At 63.7% G+C, this 21,827-nt stretch carries 21 protein-coding genes; 12 read left to right on the plus strand and 9 right to left on the minus strand.

The annotated features are described in order from the left end of the window. Positions 1-83 precede the first annotated feature (83 nt). Positions 84-1,178 carry a 3-deoxy-7-phosphoheptulonate synthase gene (locus J7302_RS17785; protein WP_215377657.1) on the plus strand — a complete coding sequence of 365 codons (1,095 nt, stop codon included), beginning with the start codon at positions 84-86 and terminating at the stop codon, positions 1,176-1,178. 143 nt (positions 1,179-1,321) lie between these two features. On the opposite strand, the gene cueR is transcribed toward J7302_RS17785, so the two are convergent. The 3 genes from cueR to J7302_RS17800 all read right to left on the minus strand — a co-directional run bounded on the left by cueR (position 1,322) and on the right by J7302_RS17800 (position 4,761). Beyond that, a complete protein-coding gene (gene cueR, locus J7302_RS17790) occupies positions 1,322-1,723 on the minus strand; it encodes a Cu(I)-responsive transcriptional regulator (RefSeq protein WP_215377659.1) in 402 nt (133 codons plus the stop codon). A gap of 34 nt (positions 1,724-1,757) precedes the next feature. Next, positions 1,758-4,139 carry a heavy metal translocating P-type ATPase gene (locus tag J7302_RS17795; RefSeq protein ID WP_215377661.1) on the minus strand — a complete coding sequence of 794 codons (2,382 nt, stop codon included), beginning with the start codon at positions 4,137-4,139 and terminating at the stop codon, positions 1,758-1,760. Between the two features lie 241 nt (positions 4,140-4,380). Further along, positions 4,381-4,761: a hypothetical protein gene (locus tag J7302_RS17800; protein WP_349814461.1), complete on the minus strand. Its 381-nt coding sequence runs from the start codon at positions 4,759-4,761 to the stop codon at positions 4,381-4,383. A gap of 116 nt (positions 4,762-4,877) precedes the next feature. Here J7302_RS17800 and J7302_RS17805 point away from each other — a divergent pair, with 116 nt between their 5' ends. Continuing rightward, positions 4,878-5,075: a heavy-metal-associated domain-containing protein gene (locus J7302_RS17805; protein ID WP_215377663.1), complete on the plus strand. Its 198-nt coding sequence runs from the start codon at positions 4,878-4,880 to the stop codon at positions 5,073-5,075. A gap of 79 nt (positions 5,076-5,154) precedes the next feature. On the opposite strand, the gene J7302_RS17810 is transcribed toward J7302_RS17805, so the two are convergent. Next, positions 5,155-5,775 (minus strand): TetR family transcriptional regulator, encoded by a 621-nt coding sequence (locus tag J7302_RS17810; protein ID WP_215377665.1) that lies wholly within the window; start codon positions 5,773-5,775, stop codon positions 5,155-5,157. A 145-nt stretch (positions 5,776-5,920) separates the two neighbouring features. Between J7302_RS17810 and J7302_RS17815 the strand changes: the two genes are divergently transcribed. The 3 genes from J7302_RS17815 to J7302_RS17825 all read left to right on the plus strand — a co-directional run bounded on the left by J7302_RS17815 (position 5,921) and on the right by J7302_RS17825 (position 11,625). After that, on the plus strand, positions 5,921-7,084 hold the full coding sequence (locus J7302_RS17815; RefSeq protein ID WP_215377667.1) for an efflux RND transporter periplasmic adaptor subunit: 1,164 nt from the start codon (positions 5,921-5,923) through the stop codon (positions 7,082-7,084). Between the two features lie 12 nt (positions 7,085-7,096). Further along, positions 7,097-10,237 (plus strand): efflux RND transporter permease subunit, encoded by a 3,141-nt coding sequence (locus J7302_RS17820; RefSeq protein WP_215377669.1) that lies wholly within the window; start codon positions 7,097-7,099, stop codon positions 10,235-10,237. A gap of 203 nt (positions 10,238-10,440) precedes the next feature. After that, positions 10,441-11,625: a multidrug effflux MFS transporter gene (locus J7302_RS17825; protein WP_215377672.1), complete on the plus strand. Its 1,185-nt coding sequence runs from the start codon at positions 10,441-10,443 to the stop codon at positions 11,623-11,625. Here J7302_RS17825 and J7302_RS26595 read toward each other — a convergent pair. After that, entirely contained in the window at positions 11,622-11,801 is a 180-nt protein-coding gene (locus J7302_RS26595; protein WP_349814462.1) for a hypothetical protein, read from the minus strand. The genes J7302_RS17825 and J7302_RS26595 overlap by 4 nt on opposite strands. 247 nt (positions 11,802-12,048) lie before the next feature. Between J7302_RS26595 and J7302_RS17830 the strand changes: the two genes are divergently transcribed. The 5 genes from J7302_RS17830 (at position 12,049) to J7302_RS17850 (ending at position 15,803) form a co-directional block, all read left to right on the plus strand. Next, a complete protein-coding gene (locus J7302_RS17830) occupies positions 12,049-12,330 on the plus strand; it encodes a PepSY domain-containing protein (protein WP_215377674.1) in 282 nt (93 codons plus the stop codon). Positions 12,331-12,610: 280 nt separating this feature from the next. Beyond that, complete coding sequence (locus tag J7302_RS17835; RefSeq protein ID WP_215377676.1) at positions 12,611-12,877, plus strand: PepSY domain-containing protein; 267 nt, start codon at positions 12,611-12,613, stop codon at positions 12,875-12,877. Positions 12,878-12,880: 3 nt separating this feature from the next. Then, the gene (locus tag J7302_RS17840) at positions 12,881-13,423 is read left to right on the plus strand and encodes a cytochrome b/b6 domain-containing protein (protein WP_215377679.1); all 543 of its coding nucleotides are present in this window, start codon (positions 12,881-12,883) and stop codon (positions 13,421-13,423) included. 123 nt (positions 13,424-13,546) lie between these two features. After that, on the plus strand, positions 13,547-14,917 hold the full coding sequence (locus J7302_RS17845) for an MFS transporter (RefSeq protein ID WP_215377681.1): 1,371 nt from the start codon (positions 13,547-13,549) through the stop codon (positions 14,915-14,917). A 232-nt stretch (positions 14,918-15,149) separates the two neighbouring features. Then, positions 15,150-15,803, plus strand: a complete 654-nt coding sequence (locus J7302_RS17850) for a 7-cyano-7-deazaguanine/7-aminomethyl-7-deazaguanine transporter (protein WP_215377683.1) — start codon at positions 15,150-15,152, stop codon at positions 15,801-15,803. A gap of 119 nt (positions 15,804-15,922) precedes the next feature. Here the strand turns inward: J7302_RS17850 and J7302_RS17855 are convergent, their stop codons facing one another. The 4 genes from J7302_RS17855 to J7302_RS17870 all read right to left on the minus strand — a co-directional run bounded on the left by J7302_RS17855 (position 15,923) and on the right by J7302_RS17870 (position 19,987). After that, entirely contained in the window at positions 15,923-16,873 is a 951-nt protein-coding gene (locus J7302_RS17855) for an adenosine deaminase (protein ID WP_215377685.1), read from the minus strand. Positions 16,874-17,396: 523 nt separating this feature from the next. Next, positions 17,397-17,981, minus strand: coding sequence for an IMPACT family protein (locus J7302_RS17860; RefSeq protein WP_215377687.1), 585 nt, complete (start codon positions 17,979-17,981; stop codon positions 17,397-17,399). Next, positions 17,981-18,646, minus strand: coding sequence for a TetR/AcrR family transcriptional regulator (locus tag J7302_RS17865; protein ID WP_215377689.1), 666 nt, complete (start codon positions 18,644-18,646; stop codon positions 17,981-17,983). Before J7302_RS17865 ends, J7302_RS17860 begins: the two co-directional genes overlap by 1 nt. Positions 18,647-19,066: 420 nt before the next feature. Next, on the minus strand, positions 19,067-19,987 hold the full coding sequence (locus tag J7302_RS17870; RefSeq protein ID WP_215377691.1) for a LysR family transcriptional regulator: 921 nt from the start codon (positions 19,985-19,987) through the stop codon (positions 19,067-19,069). A gap of 148 nt (positions 19,988-20,135) precedes the next feature. Between J7302_RS17870 and J7302_RS17875 the strand changes: the two genes are divergently transcribed. Both J7302_RS17875 and J7302_RS17880 read left to right on the plus strand, forming a co-directional pair. Beyond that, the gene (locus J7302_RS17875; protein WP_215377693.1) at positions 20,136-21,482 is read left to right on the plus strand and encodes an aspartate aminotransferase family protein; all 1,347 of its coding nucleotides are present in this window, start codon (positions 20,136-20,138) and stop codon (positions 21,480-21,482) included. Beyond that, positions 21,482-21,769 (plus strand): cupin domain-containing protein, encoded by a 288-nt coding sequence (locus tag J7302_RS17880; RefSeq protein WP_215377695.1) that lies wholly within the window; start codon positions 21,482-21,484, stop codon positions 21,767-21,769. The genes J7302_RS17875 and J7302_RS17880 overlap by 1 nt, the downstream gene beginning before the upstream one ends. Positions 21,770-21,827: the final 58 nt, after the last annotated feature.

The following is a 21,827-nucleotide window of genomic DNA, read 5'->3' on the forward strand; positions in this document are numbered from 1 at the left end:
GCCAATGCCGCCATCCATTTGAGTCGAACACCCAGTTAGCGCGCCGCGCGCGGAGCAAGCCGCGCCGGCCGAGGAAGCCAGTCATGAATTCGTCCGTATCCGTTCTGCCCATTACTGTACAGCCGCTCCACGCCATTGCGCTGGAAGCTTCCGTTCCGTCATCGCGCAGCACCCAACCGCTGCCCACCCCCGCCGAACTGCGCCAGCGCCTGCCGCTGGACATCGCCATTGCCCAGCAGATCCAGGCCCAGCGCCAGGCCGTCCGCGCCGTGCTGGATGGCGAGGACCCGCGCCTGCTCGTGGTGGTCGGGCCTTGCTCCATCCACGACGCCGATTCTGCCCTCGACTACGCTCAGCGCCTGGCGGTGCTGGCGCCACAGGTGAGCGACCAGCTCCTGCTGGTGATGCGTGCCTACGTCGAGAAACCGCGTACCACAGTGGGCTGGAAAGGCCTGGTCTACGACCCGCACCTGGATGGCAGTGGTGACATGGCCGAGGGGCTGGCGCTGAGCCGTCGGTTGATGCTGGAAATCGCCGAGCTGGGCCTGCCGTTGGCTACCGAGTTGCTGCAACCGCTGGTGGCCGGTTACTTCGATGACCTGCTGAGCTGGGCGGCCATTGGTGCGCGCACCAGCGAGTCGCAGATCCATCGCGAACTGGTGAGCGGGCTGGACCTGCCCGTGGGCTTCAAGAACGGCACCGACGGCAGCCTCGGCATCGCCACCGACGCCATGCGCTCGGCGGCTCATCCGCACCAGCACTTCGGCATCGATGGCCATGGCCGGCCGGCGCTGGTGCAAACGGCTGGCAATGCGGATACCCACCTGGTGCTACGCGGCGGCCACCAAGGACCGAACCATGATGCGGCCAGCGTGCAGTCGGCCCGTGCTGGTCTGGAGAAACTCGGCATCGCCGCGCGCATCCTGGTCGACTGCAGTCACGCCAATAGCAGCAAGGATCCCTTGCGCCAGCCAGCCGTGCTGGAAGATGTGATCAGCCAGCGCCTTTCCGGGCAGGAGGCGCTGCGCGGCGTGATGCTGGAGAGCCACCTGTTCGACGGTGCGCAAGCGTTGTCCTGCGACCTGCGCTACGGCGTGTCGATCACCGACGGCTGCCTGGGTTGGGAGGGGACCGAGCGTATCCTGCGGGACGCGGCGGAGCGGCTGCGGCAGGGCTGAGCTGCGGCTGTTGGGTATCGCTGCACTCAACCCGCATATGACAGGTTTGGCGCACTCATTCTCCTGCCTGTGGGACATTGGCGGGGCGGATGGCATAGCCAGGCGAGGCTGGTCCGGAATTGGCGATTTGCGCTACATGGCATTCAGTGGCAGCAGCCGGCTGACTCCAGATCCTTGAGGATCGGGCAATCCGGGCGGTGGTCGCCCTGGCAGGAATCGACCAGCTCTTGCAGGGTGTCCCGCAGGCTGGCCAGTTCGGCGATCTTGCGGTTGAGTTCATCGATATGATCGCGCGCCAGGGCCTTCACATCGGCGCTGGCGCGCTGGCGGTCTTGCCAGAGTTGCAGCAGCTTGCCGGCCTCCTCCAGTGAAAAGCCCAGGTCGCGGGAGCGCTTGATGAAGGCCAGGGTGTGCAGGTCCTGGCTGCTGTACTGGCGATATCCGCTGTCGGTACGACCCGCAGCGGGCAGCAGGCCGATACTCTCGTAGTAGCGGATCATCTTGGCGGTCAGCCCGCTTTTCTTCGCTGCTTGGCCGATGTTCATTTGCTGTCCCTCGGGGGCGCGCTCGTTGGGGTCATTACTTTGGCTTCCAGGTTTTCAGCAGCAGCGCGTTGCTCACCACGCTGACGCTGGACAGGGCCATGGCGGCGCCCGCCACCACCGGACTGAGCAGTCCGACGGCTGCCAGCGGGATGCCGACCAGGTTGTAGATGAACGCCCAGAACAGGTTCTGGCGGATCTTCGCATAGGTGCGTCGGGAGATATCCAGGGCCGCGGGTACCAGGCGTGGGTCGCCGCGCATCAAGGTGATGCCGGCGGCGTGCATGGCGACATCCGTGCCGCCGCCCATGGCGATGCCAACATCGGCGGCGGCCAGGGCCGGGGCGTCGTTGATGCCGTCGCCGACCATGGCCACCGTCATGCCTCGTGCCTTGAGCGCGGCCACCGTGGCAGCCTTGTCCGCCGGCAGCACTTCGGCGTGGACCGAGTCGATCCCCAGGGCCTCGGCCACCACCCGGGCGCTGCCACGGTTGTCGCCGGTGATCAGGTGGCTCTGGATATGCCGCGCGCGCAGGGCTTCCAGTGCTTCGGCAGCGCCCTCCTTGAGTGTGTCGCCGAAGGCGAACAGGCCGATGACGTGCGGCTGTGGGCCGAGGTCCAGCAGCCAGGACAGGGTACGGCCTTCGCCTTCCCAGGCGTCGGCCTTGGCGGTCAGCACCCCGGCGTCCAGGCCTTTGTCCTGCAGCAGGCGGAGGTTGCCCAGGGCCAGCAGACGGCCATCCACGCGCCCCTGGATTCCACGCCCGGCCAGTGCCATGCTCTCGTCCACTGCAGGCACCGCCAGTTGGCGTTCGGCGCAGGCGTCCAGCACCGCCTTGGCCAGCGGGTGCTCACTGCCGCGCTGCAGGGCTCCGGCCAGTTTCAGCAGTTCTGCTTCATTGCCGTTCTCGGCCGAGAGGTGGGCGATTCGCGGAGTCCCGGAGGTAAGGGTGCCCGTCTTGTCGAAGGCCACCACATTAACGCCGTGGGCCACTTCCAGTGCTTCGGCGTCCTTGATCAGGATGCCGTAACGGGCGGCGACGCCGGTGCCGGCCATGATCGCTGTCGGCGTGGCAAGGCCCAAGGCGCAAGGGCAGGCGATGACCAATACGGCCACCGCATTGATCAGTGCGATTTCCAGGGGCGCTCCCGCCAGTAGCCAGCCGGTGAGCGTGACCAGAGCGATCAGCAGTACCGCGGGTACGAAGACCTCGCTGACCTTGTCCACCAGTTTCTGGATCGGTGCCTTGGCGGCCTGTGCGTCTTCCACCAGGCGGATGATCCGCGCCAGCACGGTCTCCCCACCGAGAGCGGTGGTGCGGACCAGCAGGCGGCCTTCGCCGTTGATGGCCCCGGCGGTTACCTTGTCACCCGGCTGCTTCGCCACGGGCAGGCTTTCGCCGCTGATCAGCGCCTCGTCGGCATGGCTTTGGCCTTCGATCACTTCACCGTCGGCCGGGAAGCGCTCGCCGGGTTTGACTACCAGCACATCGTCGAGGCGCAACGCAACGATGGCGACGTCTTCCTCCTGGCCGTTGCTCAATCGGGTGGCGCGCTCCGGGCGAAGGGCTTCGAGGGCGCGGATAGCAGAACTGGTCTGGCGTTTGGCGCGGCTCTCCAGGTATTTGCCGAGCAGGACCAGGGCGATGACCACGGCGGAGGCCTCGAAATACAGGTGTGGCATGCCGCCTGCTGGTGTGGCCCACCATTGGTAGACACTCAGCCCATAGCCAGCGCTGGTGCCGATGGCTACCAGCAGGTCCATGTTGCCCGCACCAGCCCTGACCGCTTTCCAGGCTGCACGGTAGAACCGCGCGCCGAGGACGAACTGCACCGGCGTGGCGAGGGCGAACTGCACCCAAGCCGGCAACATCCAGTGGATGCCCAGCCATTCCAGCGCCATGGGCACCACCAACGGCAGGGCCAGTGCGATCGCCAGTAACACGGCCCAGCGTTCGCGATGTAGTCGGGTTTCGGCATCGTCGACGGGCGGGTGGCCTGCATCGATTAGCCTCGCCTGGTAGCCGGCCACAGCCACGGCCCGGATCAGCGCATTGCTATCGGGCTGGCCGAAGAGTTGCAGGTGGGCTCGTTCGCTGGCGAGGTTGACGGTGACATCGGCGACGCCGGGCACCTTGCGCAGGGCCCGCTCGACGCGGCCGGCGCAGCTCGCGCAGGTCATGCCCGTGATGGCCAGTTCCAGACGCTGGCTCGGCACTTCGTAACCGGCTGCTTCGACGGCTGCAATCAGTGCCGGGAGACTGTCACCCGAGGCTTCGACGCGGGCGTGTTCGGTGGTCAGGTTGACTGTTGCGGCCTGCACGCCGGGTACCTTGCCGAGCGCGCGCTCGACGCGGCCGACGCAACTGGCGCAGGTCATTCCACTGATGGGCAGGTCGATGGTGGTAAGGCTGGACATGGGACGATCCTCCTTGGATTAAGGATAGGATCAACCTTGACATGAGGTTAAGGTCAAGGGGCTTCTGCGTTCGCCGGTTGCGCGGCTGGGCTTTGCGGAGCCCAACCTACGTTTCTGCCGTTCCCGCAGGAGCGAGCTTGCTCGCGAACTTGGCCCCGCCTTCGCCAGCAAGAACTCGGCGTCCCCCTGGCTCCTACAAGGAAACACCACCGGCGATGGGCTGGGGAGCGGGAGAGCGGTGTCACTGCCGCGCCGTTGTCGGCACCAGATACAAGCCTTCCGTGCTTTGTACCAGTCGGAACTTGCGCACTTCACCGGCCACCAAGGTGACGGACTGCTGGCGCAACTGTTCGATGCCTGGTTTGCAAGGACCGGGCCCCAGCAGGCTCAGGCGGATGGAGAGCGGGCCCGGCGGCAGGTTGAAGGAGACCGCCTGGCCTTGCACCAGGCGTGCAGCCAGCTGGTCCTGGAGGTAGAGACCCACGTCACAGGCGGTGGCCAACTCGACCCGCTCGCGGGAGATGATCAACACGCCATAGTCGACCTGGGACCGCGCACCAGCCGCTTGCATGCCGGTGAGCAAGGCGAGGGCGAGCAGCAGGTTGGAACGAAAGCCAGGCATGGTGCGCTCTCCGGCAAGGCACTGTTCCTGCAGTGTAGGAGCATTTCGGTCGGTCTTGACCTTGCCATCATGGCAAGGGTGAGACTGTCAGCGTTATCCACAAACGGAGTTCGATCATGCAGGTATTCAAGGTTCAGGGAATGTCGTGCGGCCATTGTGTGCGCGCCATCACTCAGGCGGTCCAGGCTCTGGACAAGGCCGCCGAAGTCCAGGTCGATCTGGCAGCAGGCGAGGTGCGGGTCGCCAGCCGGCTGGCCGAGGAACAGGTCGTGGCGGCCATTCGCGAGGAGGGGTATCAGGTCGAGACGGCCTGAGTCCACTCGTCTGGCTGCCACTTCAGGCAGGGCGTGGGCCAACGGTGGAAGTTGCTGCGCACATCCATCATGGCCCGTGTCACTCCCAGTCACGCACCAGCCCGGCGAACAACGCATCGACCATGGGTTCGGCATCGCGCAGCGGATCGAACAGGCCGGGGTCGCGTGTCCAGTCGATGAATAGGCCGATCACCAAGGCATGCACGGCGCGCGAGGCCTGCAGCGGGGTCAGTCCGGCTCGCAGGCGCTCCAGGCAGCCAGGGCGAGCGAAGAGTTGCTCACCCAGTTGAATGAACTGATTGACGAAGTCCCGGTGGCGTTCCTCCGCTTCGCGCAGTTCTGCGGTGAATTCGCAACGGTGCAGCAGGATGTTCATCACGCGCTGGCGCTGCGGATCGCGCGCCAGGCTGACGACACCTTCCACGCAGAGGTCGCGCAGGGCTCGCAAGGGGTCCTGGTTGCCGCAGCCACTCAGGCGTTCGGTCATTTCTTCCGGAGGCAGTCGCACCTGGTTGAGCATTTCGTGGAACAGATGGGCCTTGTTCTGGAAATGCCAATAAACCGCGCCACGGGTCACCCCGGCAGCACGAGCAATCTGTTCCAGCGACGTATGGGCGACACCGTGCTCGAGGAACAACAGTTCGGCGGCAGAGAGGATGGCGCTGCGGGTTTTCTCGGCTTCTTCTTTTGTTCTGCGCATAGCAGTTGGGCTAATACTGTCTAGGCTTCTTATTTGGGGAACAGAGTGTACCGATTATTGCGCGGAAAACCCTGTTTACAAACAAAGGTGCACGTAAATGCATCGCTAGATCGCTTGCCCAACCGGCGTCGTATGGAGACACCTTATGCCGTTTGCCCGTTTATTCCCCATCAGCCTCACTCTCCTGATGGCTTTGGCAGGGGGGGCCAAAGCCGCAGATGCTCCATCGGGCGCCCCACCCGTACCGGAAGTGGTGGTGGAGATCGCCAAGGCTGGGTCCCTGCCGCTGGTACTCGAGTATTCAGGACGTACGGCGGGTTATCGCGAAGTGGAAGTTCGGGCCCAGGTGAGTGGCATCCTGCAGCAACGTACCTATCAGGAAGGTAGTCGCGTCAAGCAGGGGCAGGTGCTGTTTCGCATCGACCCGCGCACCTATGAGGCTGCGCTGGCCCGGGCCAAGGGTGCGCTGGCCCAGGAGCAGGCCCGCTACCGGCAGACCGAGCGCGACCTCAAACGTACCCGCGAACTGCAGAAGAAGGGCTATGCCAGTGAAAGCGAGCTGGACAATGCCATTTCCAATTTCGAACAGAGCAAGGCCAACGTAGAGGCCGCCCAGGCCGAGGTCAAGGCGCGGCAGATCGATGTCGACTACACCACCGTCGAAGCGCCCATCTCCGGTATGACCAGCAAGGAAACCCGCTCCGAAGGCAGCCTGGTGGTGGCCGGAGACCCCAACTCCAGCCTGCTGACCCAGCTGACCCAACTCGATCCCATCTACGTCAACTTCGCCTACCCGGACACCGAAGCCGAGCGCCTTCGTGAGGGGGTCAAGAGTGGCAAGCTGGAACTCCCGCCGGATGGCTTGTTGAGCGCCGATGTCGAGTTCGGCGATGGTTCGACCTATCCGCTGTCGGGGCGGGTGGACTTCACCGACAGTTTCGTCAACACCGGCACCGGAACCGTCAGTGCCCGCGCAGTCATCCCCAATCCGGAACAGAAGCTGTTACCCGGTATGTTCGTCCGCGTCCTGGTGAAGGGATTCAATCGCAGGGAAGTCGTCACGGTTCCGGAGCGGGCCCTGGCCCAGGGGCCACGCGGCACCTTTGTCTACGTGGTGGATACCGAAGGCGTGGCACGGGTCAGGCAGGTGAAGACCGGTGACACCCGTGATGGCCGCTGGGTCATCGAATCGGGGGTGAGCGACGGTGAGCGCGTGATCGTCGAAGGCTTGCCCAAGGTGCGTCCGGACTCGCCAGTGAAGGCCATCGAGGCCGGCACCGTCGCCGATCAGTCCACGAAGAAATCCTGAAGGAGCGCCGCCGTGATCTCGCGCTTCTTCATCGACAGGCCGGTGTTTGCCGCCGTTATCTCCATCATCGTCGTGCTGGCCGGCCTCGCTGCCATGCGCGCGTTGCCCATTGCCCAGTACCCGGAAATCCTGCCGCCGCAGGTTTCGGTGAGCGCGTCATACCCCGGCGCCAGTTCCCAGGTCATCGCGGAAACCGTCGCCGCTCCGCTGGAGCAGGAAATCAACGGTGTCGAAGGCATGATCTACCAGCTGTCGAACTCCGATAGCAGCGGTGCCATGAGCCTGACGGTTTACTTCCAGGTCGGTACCGATCCGGACCAGGCCACCATCAACGTCAACAACAAGGTTCAGGCCGCCCTGGCCAAGCTGCCGGAGGAAGTGCGGCGGCAGGGGGTGAAGGTGGAGAAGAAATCCTCCGACATCCTCCAGGTTGTTACCCTGTTCTCGCCGGATAATTCCCGCGACCCGATCTTTATCAGCAACTATGCGCTGATCAACGTGATCGACGAACTCAAGCGCATTCCCGGCGTCGGTGATGCCAGCCAGTTCGGCTCCAAGGACTATTCCATGCGCATCTGGCTGCGGCCGGACAAGCTGGCGCAGTACAACCTCACCCCGACCGATGTGGTCAACGCGATTCGCGAGCAGAACTCGCAGTTCGCCGCGGGCAACTTCGGGCAGCAGCCGCTGAACCAACCCCAGGACTTCACCTACACGGTGACGACCCAGGGCCGCTTCACCGATCCGAAAGAATTCGAGCAAGTCATCCTCCGATCCGACGCCACCGGCGCCAGCCTGTTGCTCAAAGACGTGGCGCGGGTCGAGCTGGGGGCCCAGTCCTACTCGCTGATGACTTCCCTCAACGGCCAGCAGAACGCCGCCTTCGGCATCTACCTGCAACCCGGTGCCAACGCCCTGGACACTGCGGAAGCCGTCAAGGCGACCATGGAACGACTGTCCAAACGCTTCCCCGGCGGCATCGCCTACAAGATCCCCTACGACACCACCAAATTCGTGGAGGTCTCGATCGAGGAGGTGATCCACACGTTCTTCGAAGCCCTGGTGCTGGTGGTGCTGGTGGTCTTCATTTTCCTGCAGAACTGGCGCGCCACGCTGATTCCAGTGCTCGCGATTCCGGTTTCGCTGATCGGTACTTTCGCCGGCATGTACGCTCTTGGCTTCTCGATCAACCTGCTGACCTTGTTCGGCATGGTGCTGGCGATCGGTATCGTGGTGGACGATGCCATCGTGGTGATCGAGAACGTCGAGCGGGTCATGGCGACCAAGAAGATCGGTCCGCGGGAGGCCGCCATCGAGGCTATGGAGGAGGTGACCGGTCCGATCATCGCCATCGTCCTGGTGCTCTGCGCGGTGTTCATCCCGGTGGGCTTCCTCGGCGGTCTGGCGGGGCAGATGTACAAACAGTTCGCCATCACCATCGCAGTGTCGGTGGTGATCTCCGGCATCGTCGCGTTGACGCTGTCGCCAGCGCTCTGCGCCTTGATGCTCAAGCCCGGCCATGGGCAGCCAATTGCGCCATTCCGCTGGTTCAACAGCTTGTTCGATCGTATGACGGAAGGGTACGGCGCAGGCGTGCAGTTCTTCCTCAAGCGCTCGCTGCTCGGGCTGGCGCTGTTCGGTGGAATGATCGTCCTGCTGGTCATTCTCTTCGGCCGGGTACCCGGCTCCCTGGTACCCGATGAGGACCAGGGCTATGTCCTCAACGCGTACTTCCTTCCACCTGCGGCCTCGCTGACCCGCACCGAGCAGGTCACCAGTGCCGTCACCGAGCAGTTGATGGAGCACCCGGCGGTGCAGGATGTGGTGACCTTCGCCGGCTTCGACATCCTCACCTTCGGCACGCGCAGCAATGCCGGCGTGTCCTTCATTCCGCTCAAGGACTGGAGCGAACGCACTACCCCGGAACTGGACGCGCGCAACCTGACACGCACCTTCATGGCCATGGGGGCCGGTCAGAAGGACGCTTTGGTGATGACCTTCAACCCGCCGCCGATCTCCGGCATGAGCACCACCGGCGGCTTCGAGGCCTACATCCAGGATCGCAGCGGTGGCACCACCATGCAGCTGCAGGAAGTGGTGCAGAAGTTCCTGGCGGCGGCGGCCAAGCGGCCGGAACTGGCGGGGGTCAACAGCACCTTCAACGCCAACGTGCCGCAGTACTACATCGACCTGGACCGCACCAAGGCGCGGGCCTTGGGCGTGGCGATCAACGATGTGTTCACCGCCATGCAGGCCACCTTCGGCAGCTACTACGTCAACGACTTCAACCTCTATGGCCGCACCTGGCAGGTCAGCCTGCAGTCGGAGTCGGAGTTCCGTCGCAAGCCGGAGGATCTGAGCCAGGTCTATGTGCGCTCGGCCAGCGATGATCTGGTCCCGCTGTCGTCCCTGGTTCGGGTGGAGCGCATCCTCGGGCCTGACTCCTATGCGCGGTTCAACGTCTACCCGGCCGCCAAGGTGCTGGGTGGCCCGGCGCCGGGCTACAGCTCCGGGCAGGCGCTGGCGGCCATGCAGGAGGTGGCCGATGAGGTGCTGGGTGAGGACTACAGCCTTGGATGGATCGGGTCGGCCTTCCAGGAACTGGGCACCCAGGGCTCCGGCAGTATCGCTTTCGTCTTTGGCCTGATCATGGTGTTCCTCATCCTCGCCGCCCAGTACGAGCGCTGGACGTTGCCGTTGGCGGTTGTGACTGCCGTACCTTTCGCGGTATTCGGCGCCATCCTTGCGGTGTGGTTGCGGGGCATCCAGAACGACGTGTACTTCCAGGTCGGTCTGGTGACCCTGATTGGTCTGGGGGCGAAGAATGCAATCCTCATCGTCGAATTCGCCGTGCTTTGCCGCGAGCAAGGCATGGGCCCGGCACAGGCAGCGTTGGAGGCCGCCAAGCTGCGCTTCCGTCCCATCGTCATGACCTCGCTGGCCTTCATTCTTGGCTGCGTACCGCTGGCGATCAGCTCTGGCGCGGGTTCGGCGAGCCGGCACTCCATTGGTACCGGGGTGATCGGGGGCATGCTGGCGGCGACCGTGCTGGCGACCTTCATGATTCCGATGTTCTTCATGCTCGTGGAGAAAGCATCGGACTGGATGGCGCAGAAGAAGGCGCCCAAGGCCGAGCAGGTGCATGAGGGCTAGCTAACGGTTGGCATGCGTGTCGTGGGTGCAAATTCATTGACAAAGGGGCGCGCAGCGCCCCGGGTGGGGGCGATGGCCGGGCCTGCCGGACCGGTTAGCGAATGAATTCACCCCCCACAGAAAAATGTTCTCGGCACAATGCCACTCCCAACCCCTGCTACTATCTGGCGCCTTCTCCGCAATGGATGGCGCCGGCCCTGACCATGACTTTCCGGATTCTGCTGATCCTAGGTGCATTGAGCGCCTTCGGCCCCATGGCCATCGATTTCTACCTGCCCAGTTTCCCGGCCTTGGCCGAGGCATTCGCCACCGATGTCGAACATGTCCAGCTGAGCCTGGCCTCCTACTTTATCGGCTTGGCCATCGGGCAACTGATCTACGGCCCGCTGGCGGATCGCTTCGGCCGACGCAAGCCGTTGTTGGTCGGCGTGGCGATATTCATCCTCGCGTCCATCGCCTGTGCCCTGGCACCGAGCCTGGAGTGGCTGATCGGTGCCCGCTTCGCCCAGGCCCTGGGCGGCTGTGCCGGGATGGTGGTGTCGCGGGCGGTGGTTCGTGACCTGTGCGACCCGATTTCGTCGGCCAAGGTGTTCTCGCAACTGATGCTGGTGATGGGCCTGGCGCCGATCCTGGCACCGCTGGGGGGAGGCCTCCTGCTCGACCTGTTCGGCTGGTCCTCGATCTTTTATGGGCTGACGCTGTTCAGCGCGCTGGTGCTGCTCGGCATAGCCTTCTGGTTGCCGGAAACCCTCGCCTCGGAAAGCCCGCGTGCGCCATTACGAGGCGCGGCAGGCCAGTACCTGCGCTTGTTGAAGGATGGCCAGTTCATTGCGTTCGGTCTCACCGGCGGCCTGGCAATTGCCGGGATGTTCGCCTACATCGCCGGCTCGCCCTTTGTGTTCATCCAGCTCTACGGCGTGCCGCCGGAAAATTACGGTTGGTTGTTCGGTGCCAACGCGGCGGGCTTCATCCTTGCCGCGCAGGTCAACGCGTACCTCATGCGCTGGCGTGGTCCGGCGTTCTGGATGCGTCGGATCGTGTGGTTCTACCTGGTCTGCGCGCTGGCGCTGGTGCTGGTGGCTTATCAGCGCACTGATGCGCTCTGGCCGTTGTTACTACCGCTGTTCGGTTGCATGGCCAGCCTCGGCTGCATCCTGCCCAATGCTTCGGCATGCGCCATGGCCGGCCAGGGCCAGAACGCAGGCAGCGCTTCGGCATTGATGGGCAGCTTGCAGTTCAGTGTGGCGGCGGGGGCCGCCACACTGGTTGGCGTGCTGCATGACGGCACGGCGATGCCGATGGCGATGGTCATCGGTCTATGCGGGATAGCGGCGGTTGGCTGCTCGGTATTGACCTGGCACCTGGGCCGAAACAGCCCTGTGCTTTAACCGGCAGCGCGTTGGGGCCAACTGGGAAGGACGTGGGGGGCTTTCAAACGGGCCTCCAGGACACTGACGAACTGGCGCGCTTCCGCCTCGTTGCGGAAGCTGACTGCATGCTGGTCGAGGCATACCTGCCAGGCAGTTCCTTGGGGGGTAGAGGTTGGACGAACGAGTATTTTCACCTCAGACATCTCCCAAAAATGTACGGGGGAGATCAGAGTGTAGACCTGGCCTGATGGCAGAAAATGATCCAGGTCAACCTCCCGACTGATGGTCGAAGGCAAGGTCTCGGCGCTGTCGTGCTGGTCGTCGGCGACGAGCGTTGGCGACGCGCCATACCGGCTCGCCTAAGCTTCAGCCCAGGTCGAGGGAAATGAGAACTTCTAACATTTCGCCGCGCCCTGCCAATACCGACTCGAGGGCACCATCATGCGCGCACTTCCGCTGCTCCTCCTGACCATTGCCTGCCCAATGGCGCTTGGCGGCCCACTGTGTACCAACGCCGACAAGGCCCAGTGGCAGGACCAGGCCAAGTTCCAGGAAAACCTCAAGGCCCAGGGTTACGAGATCAAGAAATTCAAGGTCACGGACGGCAACTGCTACGAGATCTACGGCCTGGACAAGGACAAGCGCAAGGTCGAGATCTATTTCGATCCCGTTAGCGGCGACGCGATGCAAGAGGAAGAGGAAGAGGAAGAGGAACAGTACTGATAGGCGCTTCCCGGCAATTGCCTGCGCTGCCGTCGCCAGGGTGAGCTGACGCCGCTGAGCCTTATCTGCATCCGGCCTGCCCCTGGCACGGGTTCGGACGGCGTCGCTGTGCGGTGTGCGCCTGCCCGATGAGCCTTGGCTGTAATGACTTGCAACGTGCCCATGCGGCGATGCCCGGTGACAGGCTCGGTGGCTTCACTTAAGCTGCGCATCCCTTTGAGTGAATGAGAAGTTCTAACATTCGCTCTCGCTGACTCAATAACAATTCGAGGTGTCACCCATGCGCAAACTTCTGCTCCTTTCTCTGGTTCTGGCCAGCCCGCTCGCTGTTGCCGGCCCCGAGTGCACCACCACTGACAAGGCCCAATGGCAGGACCAGGCCAAGTTCCAGGAGAACCTGAAGGCTCAGGGTTACGACATCAAGAAGTTCAAGGTCACCGGCGGCAACTGCTACGAGATCTATGGCTGGGACAAGGACAAGCGCAAGGTCGAGGTCTACTTCGACCCGGTCAGCGGCAAAGTGATCAAGGAAGAGATTGAGGACTGATACTTGTCGAGCGAAACCCTGCGCCTATGGGACCCGTTGGTGCGCATCTGCCACTGGATCCTGGTAGCCGCCTTCATCGGGGATTACTTCCTCAACGAAGCCGGCGACGGCTGGCACCGCTGGCTCGGCTATGCCGCACTGGCGGCGGTGCTGGTACGGCTGGTGTGGGGTTTCGTCGGCCCTCGCTCCGCGCGTTGGGTGGACTTCTGGCCGACTCCGACGCGCCTCGCCAGGCACTTGCGGGTGCTGGTCAGGGGCGGTCATATGCATCACCTCGGTCACTCGCCCCTGGGCGGTCTGGTGATGATTCTGATGCTGTTGTTGATGACCGGCCTCGGCATCAGCGGCTTCCTGATGGAAGAGATCGACTACTTCTGGGGTGAGGACCTGCCCCGGGATATCCATGTATTCATGGCTGACAGCGTGTTCGCGTTGGCCTGCCTGCATGTCTTCGCCGCCATCGTGGAAAGTTTTCGCCTGCGCGAGAACCTGCCCTGGTCGATGGTCACCGGCCAACGCCGACGCCCTGCCGAACTGGACGAGTGAGCTGAGGTTGGGCCCCGGCCAGGTCGGTCCGGGTTGTCGCAAGGTCGCAACCAGTGCATATCGGCTCCCCCTCCCTGACCATACTCGGGCTGACCTCAACAGCCGACTACGGAAGGGACTCCCATGCATGCCCCGGGCTATAGCGCCGCCGAGCGCCTCGAACGTCTACCTCTCAGCGGTTACCACCGACTGATCTTCATCATCATCGCGTTGGCGTTCTTCTTCGACTCGATGGACCTGGCGATGATGACCTTCCTGCTGGGCTCCATCAAAGCCGAGTTCGGTCTCAGCAGTGCCCAGGCGGGACTGCTGGCCAGTGCCAGCTTCTTCGGCATGGTGCTCGGCGCCTCCTCCTCGGGGATGCTCGCCGACCGCTTCGGACGCAAGCCGGTGTTCCAATGGAGCATCGTGCTCTGGGGGGTAGCCAGCTACCTGTGTTCCACCGCTCAGGATGTCGAGACCCTGACCCTGTATCGCGTCCTGCTCGGGATCGGCATGGGCATGGAGTTCCCCATCGCCCAGTCGCTGCTCTCGGAAATGATTCCGGCAAAGCGCCGTGGCCGCTACATCGCCCTGATGGACGGCTTCTGGCCGCTGGGCTTCGTCGCCGCTGGGCTGCTTTCCTACTTGCTGCTGGAGCGCATCGGTTGGCGTGACATCTTCCTGGTGCTGGCCTTCCCGGCGGTCTTCGTGCTCATGATCCGCTTCTTCATTCCCGAGTCGCCGCGCTGGCTGGAGCAGGTCGGCAAGCTCAAGGCAGCGGACGAGGTGCTGCGCGGCATCGAGAAACGCGTGATGGCGTCCCTGGGCACCTCGGAGCTGCCCGAGCCCGTGCGCATGCCGCGCCAGGCGGCTCGCGAACCGAGCCTGTTCACCGCGTTCGGCGAACTCTGGTCGCCACGTTTCCGCCAGCGCACCTTGATGATCTGGAGCGTCTGGTTCTTCGCGCTGCTGGGCTTCTACGGCCTGACCTCCTGGCTCAGCGCCCTGCTGCAGCAATCGGGCTTCGCCGTGACCCAGTCGGTGTACTACACCGTGCTGATCTCCTTGGGCGGCATCCCCGGATTCCTCGTGGCCGCCTGGCTGGTCGAGTGCTGGGGACGCAAGCCGACCTGCATCATGACTTTGCTCGGCGGCGGTATCATGGCGTTCTGCTACGGGCAGAGCGCCGTGTTCGGCGGCAACCTGGCGCTGCTGATCGGCACCGGGCTGCTGATGCAGTTCTTCCTGTTCGGCATGTGGGCGGTGCTCTACACCTACACGCCGGAGCTTTACCCCACCTCAGCCCGCGCTACCGGCTCAGGGTTCGCCTCGGCCATCGGTCGGGTCGGCTCACTGCTCGGCCCGACACTGACCGGTCTGATCTTCCCGCTCACCGGCCAGGGCGGCGTCTTCGCCCTGGGGGCGCTGTGCTTTGGCGTTGCCGCATTGGTCGTCTGGGCGTTCGGGATGGAAACCCGTGGGCGGACGTTGGAGGAGCTTTCGGGGGCCTAGGGCTAGGCATGGTGGGGACTGGTTCGGTCCCCCCTTGGATGCACTAGGGGCGGGTTGCGCCGCTTGGCGAATGAATTCGCCCTGGCGGACGTCGGGCAGCGGACAGGGTGGGGCGCGTCTTGAATCGAAGGCTATTCCTGACACGCGGGTCAAGTTAGAATGCGCGCCGTCGTGGCGACCCCGCCGCAACATGGGTTCCCTCACCCCATCGGCAAAAAGGATGCGAACCAGCATGCCCGTTGTGATCCCTGCGGTCTGGTGCCCGGCGCTGGCCGGCCTGATCGTTTTCCATATCCTCATCATCATTGCCAGCAACTACCTGGTGCAGCTACCCATGACCCTGTTCGGCTGGCAGACCACCTGGGGCGCATTCAGCTTTCCGTTCATCTTCCTGGCCACCGACCTGACCGTGCGCCTGCTCGGCAAGCAGGCGGCGCGGCAGGTCATCGCGCGAGTCATGCTGCCGGCGCTGGCGGCCTCCTACGTGGTGTCGGTGCTGTTCCAGGAGGCGGCGTTCCGCGGCCTGGATTCGTTGCTGGAGTTCAACACCTTTGTCGCACGTATCTCGCTGGCGAGTTTCCTGGCTTACGCGCTCGGCCAGGTGCTGGACATCCAGGTCTTTGACCGTCTGCGGCATATGCGTCAGTGGTGGATCGCCCCGGTGGCCTCGACCATTGCCGGCAACCTGCTGGACACCTTCACCTTCTTCTCCGTTGCTTTCTGGCACAGCGACAACGCTTTCATGGCCGAGAACTGGATGGAGATCGCCACCGTGGACTACGGCGTGAAACTTGTCGTGAGCCTGGTGCTGTTCGTACCACTGTATGGGGTGCTGCTGGGCGGCATCCTGCGGGCGATGACGCCGAAGGCGGCGCAATCGGCCTAAGGGCGTTGTGGGGGCGAATTCTTCCGCAGGCCGTTGGCCTGCCTTGCCGACTCACTCGGGGCCGCAGCGCGACCCTTTGCGAATGAATTCGCACCCACAGGTTTCTGCCCTGGGGCTCCCTACTTCACCAAGCGCGCATCCAGGCTGTTCTGTGCCAGACGCCTGGCCTGTTCCTGGGTCATGCCCAGATGCTCGTGCAGGGCGGCGAAATTTTCGGTGACGTAGCCGCCGAAGTAGGCCGGATCGTCCGAGTTCACCGTCACCTTCACGCCGCGCTCCAGCATCTCGAGGATGTTGTGGTGGCGCATGTGGTCGAACACACAGAGCTTGATGTTGGACAGTGGGCACACGGTGAGTGGGATCTGCTCGTCGATGATGCGTTGCATCAGACGCTCGTCCTCGACAGCACGCACTCCGTGGTCGATGCGTTCGATCTTGAGCAGATCCAAGGCTTCCCAGATGTATTCCGGAGGGCCTTCCTCGCCCGCATGGGCGACGGCGAGAAAGCCTTCGGCGCGGGCGCGGTCGAAGACGCGCTGGAACTTGCTCGGCGGATGACCTTTTTCCGAACTGTCGAGGCCGACGGCAATGAAGGCATCGCGGAAGGGCAGGGCCTGGTCGAGGGTCTTCTGCGCTTCCTCCTCGGAGAGGTGGCGCAGGAAACTCAGGATCAGCCCCGAGCTGATGCCCAACTGCTCGCGGCCATCTTCCAGTGCCTGGCAAATGCCGGTGAGCACCACCTCGAAGGGAATGCCCCGGTCGGTGTGGGTCTGCGGGTCGAAGAAAGGCTCGGTGTGGATGACATTCTGCGCCTTGCAGCGTTCCAGGTAAGCCCAGGTCAGGTCGTAGAAATCCTGCTCGGTGCGCAGCACGCCGGCGCCCTGGTAATAAAGGTCGAGGAACTCCTGCAGGTTGTTGAAGGCGTACGCCTTGCGCAGTGTTTCCACGTCGGCCCAGGGCAGGGCCACCTTGTTGCGTTCGGCCAGGGCAAAGAGCAACTCGGGCTCCAGGGAGCCTTCCAGGTGCAGGTGCAGTTCGGCCTTGGGTAGGGCATTCAGCCATTCATACATGGTGGTTTCTCGTAGTCAGGCACGGTTGGAGGAAAGTTTAACCGCCCGGACAGGAACTCGCCGCTCTTGATCCTGGCGGTCGCATTCCGCCTCGCCGTCACCGCGCGGGTCGTTGGTGGATGCGCTCATTGCTGGTGCGGCGTGAATCCTTGAGGGGTGGAGCGCTGGCGATTATTTGACCAGTCTTCCGCAGGCACCGTCAGTCTTGGCCTCGAGCGTCTTTCCCCAAGCTTATCCACAGTTTTTTCCCCGTGATTCGGGGGCAAATGAAGGCCCGTCATGCGCGCTTGCGAGACCACTGCCCGGGCATGGTGCAGGGCTGAATAGGCCGAAAAATCAGCTGCTTATCTTTGGTGCAGGGTTAAATCCAGTGCCGCTGAACAAAAAGTGAACAATGGCTGATAAGCCACGACAGTGGAGGGCTCCAGCAAGGAGTCCACGAGTTATCCACAAGCCGTTCAACAGATTTTGTGAGTCACCCGGCGACATCGAAGCTGCTGTTGGATCATTCCTGGGAGGAGTATCAGAGCCGCTTGAGCTCCAAACGTCCCCGGCTGATGTCTCGCAGCAGCCTTTCCAGCCCCGCGGTCTGGCCCTCAGGCAGGGCCAGCACCAGTTCGGCGCCATCGGCGTCGAAGCTTTCGCTTTCCAGCAGTGCCTCGAATTCGCCGAGGCGGGCCTTCAGTACTGGCAGTTCGGCGAAGCCCGGATGGCAGCTGACGCGGCTACGCGCCACCAGCTCAGTGCGCTGCCCAGCTTGCAGGCACTTGGCGGCGCTGCCGCCGTAGGCGCGAGCCAGGCCGCCGGTGCCGAGTTGGATGCCGCCGTACCAGCGGATCACCAGCACCGCCACCTGGTCGCAATCCTGCCCCTCGATGGCCGCGAGTATCGGGCGGCCAGCCGTACCGCCGGGCTCGCCGTCGTCGCTGAATCGGTATTGGTTGCCGACCTTCCAGGCCCAGCAATTGTGCGAGGCGCTCGCCTCGGACAGGCGCGCAATGAACGCCTGCGCCTCGGCCGCGCTGGTGACCGGCGCAGCATGGGCGATGAAGCGGCTCTTCTTGATCTCCTCGCGGTATTCGCAAGGTATGGACAAGGTGAATGGCATCAGGCGGTCGGCGGAGTCAGACCGCAACCTTTGAGGATGATGTGGATAAGATTCTGCGTGGCCGACTCGAAGTCATCCTTGGTCAGGCGCTTGCGCCCGGTGACGCGGCAGATTTGCGCGCCGAAATCGGCGTAGTGCTGCGTGCTGCCCCAGAGCAGGAAGATCAGGTGTACCGGATCGACCGGGTCCAGCTTGCCGGCGGCGATCCAGGCCTCGAACACTGCGGCGCGGCCACGGAACCAGTCGCGGTAATCCTGGTTGAAGTGCTGTTCCAGGCAACTACCGCCGCTGATCACCTCCATTGCGAAGATCTTCGAGGCCAGCGGATAGCGGCGCGAGAACTCCATCTTGGCGCGAATGTAGCGGGCCAGTGCTTCGGCCGGATCATCCTCGGCGGTAAGGGTGTTGAAGGTGCTGTCCCACAGATCGAGGATGTTGCTCAGCACCGCGATGTACAGGCCAAGCTTGTTACTGAAGTAGTAATGCAGGTTGGCCTTTGGCAGCCCGGCCCGGACTGCGATGGTATTCATGCTGGTGCCCTTGAAGCCGTGCCGGGCGAACTCTTCTTCAGCGGCGGCCAGAATCAGCTCTTCGTTCTTCTGGCGGATGCGGCCGACGGGTTTGGCGGATGGGGTCGGGCTGTGGGCGGGCACCAGTGAGGTCATCAGGCCTTCCAGATTGTGTGGGAATGGGCGAGTGCACTGATAGCGCAGTGCCCGCGCCGATACAAGCTATTACGCAAGAAAAACCGATGTGGCGGTCAGCTTTTTTGTACTGAAGGCCCTTGGTGAAAATTGGCGGTACCCATATCCCCAATAGGTTCATGCAAGGCCGAACCGGCGGTCCGGTTTGCGAATTCATTGGCTCTGTCGGCGTTAGCTGTTGCTAGCCATCAAAGGTCGGGCTGAGAGCCCTGTAGGAGCGAGGGGGGACGCCGAGTTCTTGCTCGCGAAATGAGCCCGTTCGCCTGCCAGTGACAACACTTAACTGGGACAGAGCCAATGAATTTGCCCCCACAGGTCCGGGTTGCTCCTCTGTGGGTGAGAATTCATTCGCAAAGCAGGCCAACGGCCTGCCCGTTGTACTCAACTGGTCGCCGCCAGCGCCTCCAGGAAACTCTCCAGTACCAGGTGCGGTCGCCGTCCCTTGCGCGTCACCGAGGCAAGGGACAGGTCATAGAAGCGGGCCGTCGGCTTCAGCGCCCGCAGGCGGCCCTGTTGCACCCAGAAGGTGGCGTAGTGGTCCGGCAGATAGCCGATATAGCGCCCGGTGAGGATGAGGAAGGCCATACCCTCGCGGTCCGAGGCGCTGGCGCTGCAATTGAGTACCTGGTACTGCGCCTGGATGTCCGCCGGTAGCCGGAAGGTGGGGGCGATGGCTTCCTGCTCGTTGAGCCGTGCATCGCTGAGCTGCGCGTCGTCGGCGTAGAACAGCGGGTGGCCGACCGCGCAGTAGAGCAGCGAACGCTCGTCGTACAGCGGCTGATATTCCAGGCCGGAAAGGGCGACCGTCTGCGGCACCACGCCGACGTGCAGGCGACCGTCGAGCACGCCTTGTTCCACCTCGCTCGGCGGCGTCATGCGGATATTGATCCGCACGTCTGGCCCAAGGGCCTTCAAACGCGACAAGGCGTGGGTGATGCGCATGTGCGGCAGCGTCACCAGGTTGTCGGTGAGGCCGATGTTCAGCTCGCCACGCAGGTGCTGGTGCAGGCCGTTGACCTCGGTCCGAAAGCTCTCCAGCGCCGCCAGCAGCTGCATTGACGACTGATAAACCTCGCGACCTTCCTCCGTCAGCGCGAAGCCGGCTCGTCCGCGCTGGCACAGGCGCAGACCGAGGCGCTGTTCCAGGTCACTCATCTGCTGGCTGATGGCGGAACGGCCGATACCAAGCACGCTCTCGGCGGCGGAAAAGCCGCCGCATTCCACGACGCTGCGGAAGATGCGCAACAGGCGGATATCGAAGTCGCTGACCTGCGCCAGCGGTTCGGGGCGGCGGCTGCTCATGGTTTACTAACCTCTAACCTAAAGATTTGAAAAGTTGGATTTTCGTGACTTTATTCTCGTGGCAATGTCGGCAGCAAGTAGCGCGTAGTTCCCGTTTACATCCCCTTGCCCCGGACGGGCGAGGGCAGAACAAGACAGAGGCCACTCCATGAACATGCCGCAGACCGCATCTCTCTCTCTGGCCAGCCAACTGAAGCTGGACGCCCACTGGATGCCCTTCTCCGCCAACCGTAACTTCCATCGCGATCCGCGCTTCATCGTCGGCGCCGAAGGCAGCTGGCTGATCGATGAGCAGGGGCGTCGTGTCTATGACAGCCTCTCCGGCCTGTGGACTTGCGGCGCCGGCCACTCGCGCAAGGAAATCCAGGAAGCCGTGGCCAAGCAGCTCGGCACCCTCGACTACTCCCCGGGTTTCCAGTACGGCCATCCGCTGTCCTTCCAGTTGGCCGAGAAGATCGCCAACCTCACGCCGGGTGAACTGAACCACGTGTTCTTTACCGGTTCCGGCTCCGAGTGCGCCGACACCGCGATCAAGATGGCCCGTGCCTACTGGCGCCTGAAAGGCCAGCCGGCCAAGACCAAGCTGATCGGCCGCGCCCGGGGCTACCACGGTGTGAACGTCGCCGGCACCGCGCTGGGCGGCATCGGCGGCAACCGCAAGATGTTCGGCCAGCTGATGGACGTCGACCACCTGCCGCACACCCTGCAACCGGGCCTGGCGTTCACCAAAGGCGCGGCCGAGACGGGCGGCGTCGAGCTGGCCAACGAACTGCTCAAGCTGATCGAGCTGCACGACGCGTCGAACATCGCCGCGGTGATCGTCGAGCCGATGTCCGGCTCTGCCGGCGTCATCGTGCCGCCGGCAGGCTACCTGCAGCGCCTGCGCGAGATCTGCGACCAGCACAATATCCTGCTGATCTTCGACGAAGTGATCACCGCCTTCGGCCGCATGGGCAAGATGACTGGCGCCGAATACTTCGGCGTGACCCCGGACCTGATGAACGTCGCCAAGCAGATCACCAACGGCGCCATCCCCATGGGCGCGGTGATCGCCAGCCGCGAGATCTACCAGACCTTCATGAACCAGGCGACGCCGGAATACGCCGTCGAGTTCACCCACGGCTACACCTACTCCGCCCACCCGGTGGCCTGCGCCGCTGGCCTCGCCGCCCTGGAGCTGCTGGAGAAGGAAAACCTGGTGCAGCAATCCGCCGAGCTCGCCCCGCACTTCGAGAAGGCCATCCATGGCCTGAAAGGCGCCAAGCACGTCATCGACATCCGCAACTGCGGCCTGGCCGGCGCCCTGCAACTGGCCCCGCGCGACGGCGATGCCATTGTGCGTCCGTTCGAGGCCGGCATGGCGCTGTGGAAGGCTGGCTTCTACGTGCGCTTCGGTGGCGACACCCTGCAGTTCGGGCCGACCTTCAACGCCAAGCCGGAAGAGCTGGACCGCGTGTTCGACGCCGTCGGCCAGGCTCTGCAGGGCATTGCCTGATGAGCCAGCGTCCCCAGGCCGTGCCCACCGTGCAGGTGGACAACGACGAAGTGATCGTCACCGAGTGGCGTTTCGCTCCCGGTTCCGAAACCGGCCGGCATTGCCACGGTTACGACTACGTGGTGGTGCCGATGACCAACGGCACCTTGCTGCTGGAAACTCCTGAGGGCGACAAACACGCCCCTCTGGTGGTCGGGCAGAGCTACTTCCGCAAGGCCGGTGTGGAACACAACGTGATCAACGCCAGCGACCACGAAGTGGTCTTCGTGGAAACCGAAATCAAGTAATGCACGGTCTGCGCCCTCTCCCTCCGGGAGAGGGCTGGGGTGAGGGAAGCAACCTCCC

The organism is Metapseudomonas boanensis, from assembly GCF_018704125.1.
Lineage (GTDB): Bacteria > Pseudomonadota > Gammaproteobacteria > Pseudomonadales > Pseudomonadaceae > Metapseudomonas > Metapseudomonas boanensis.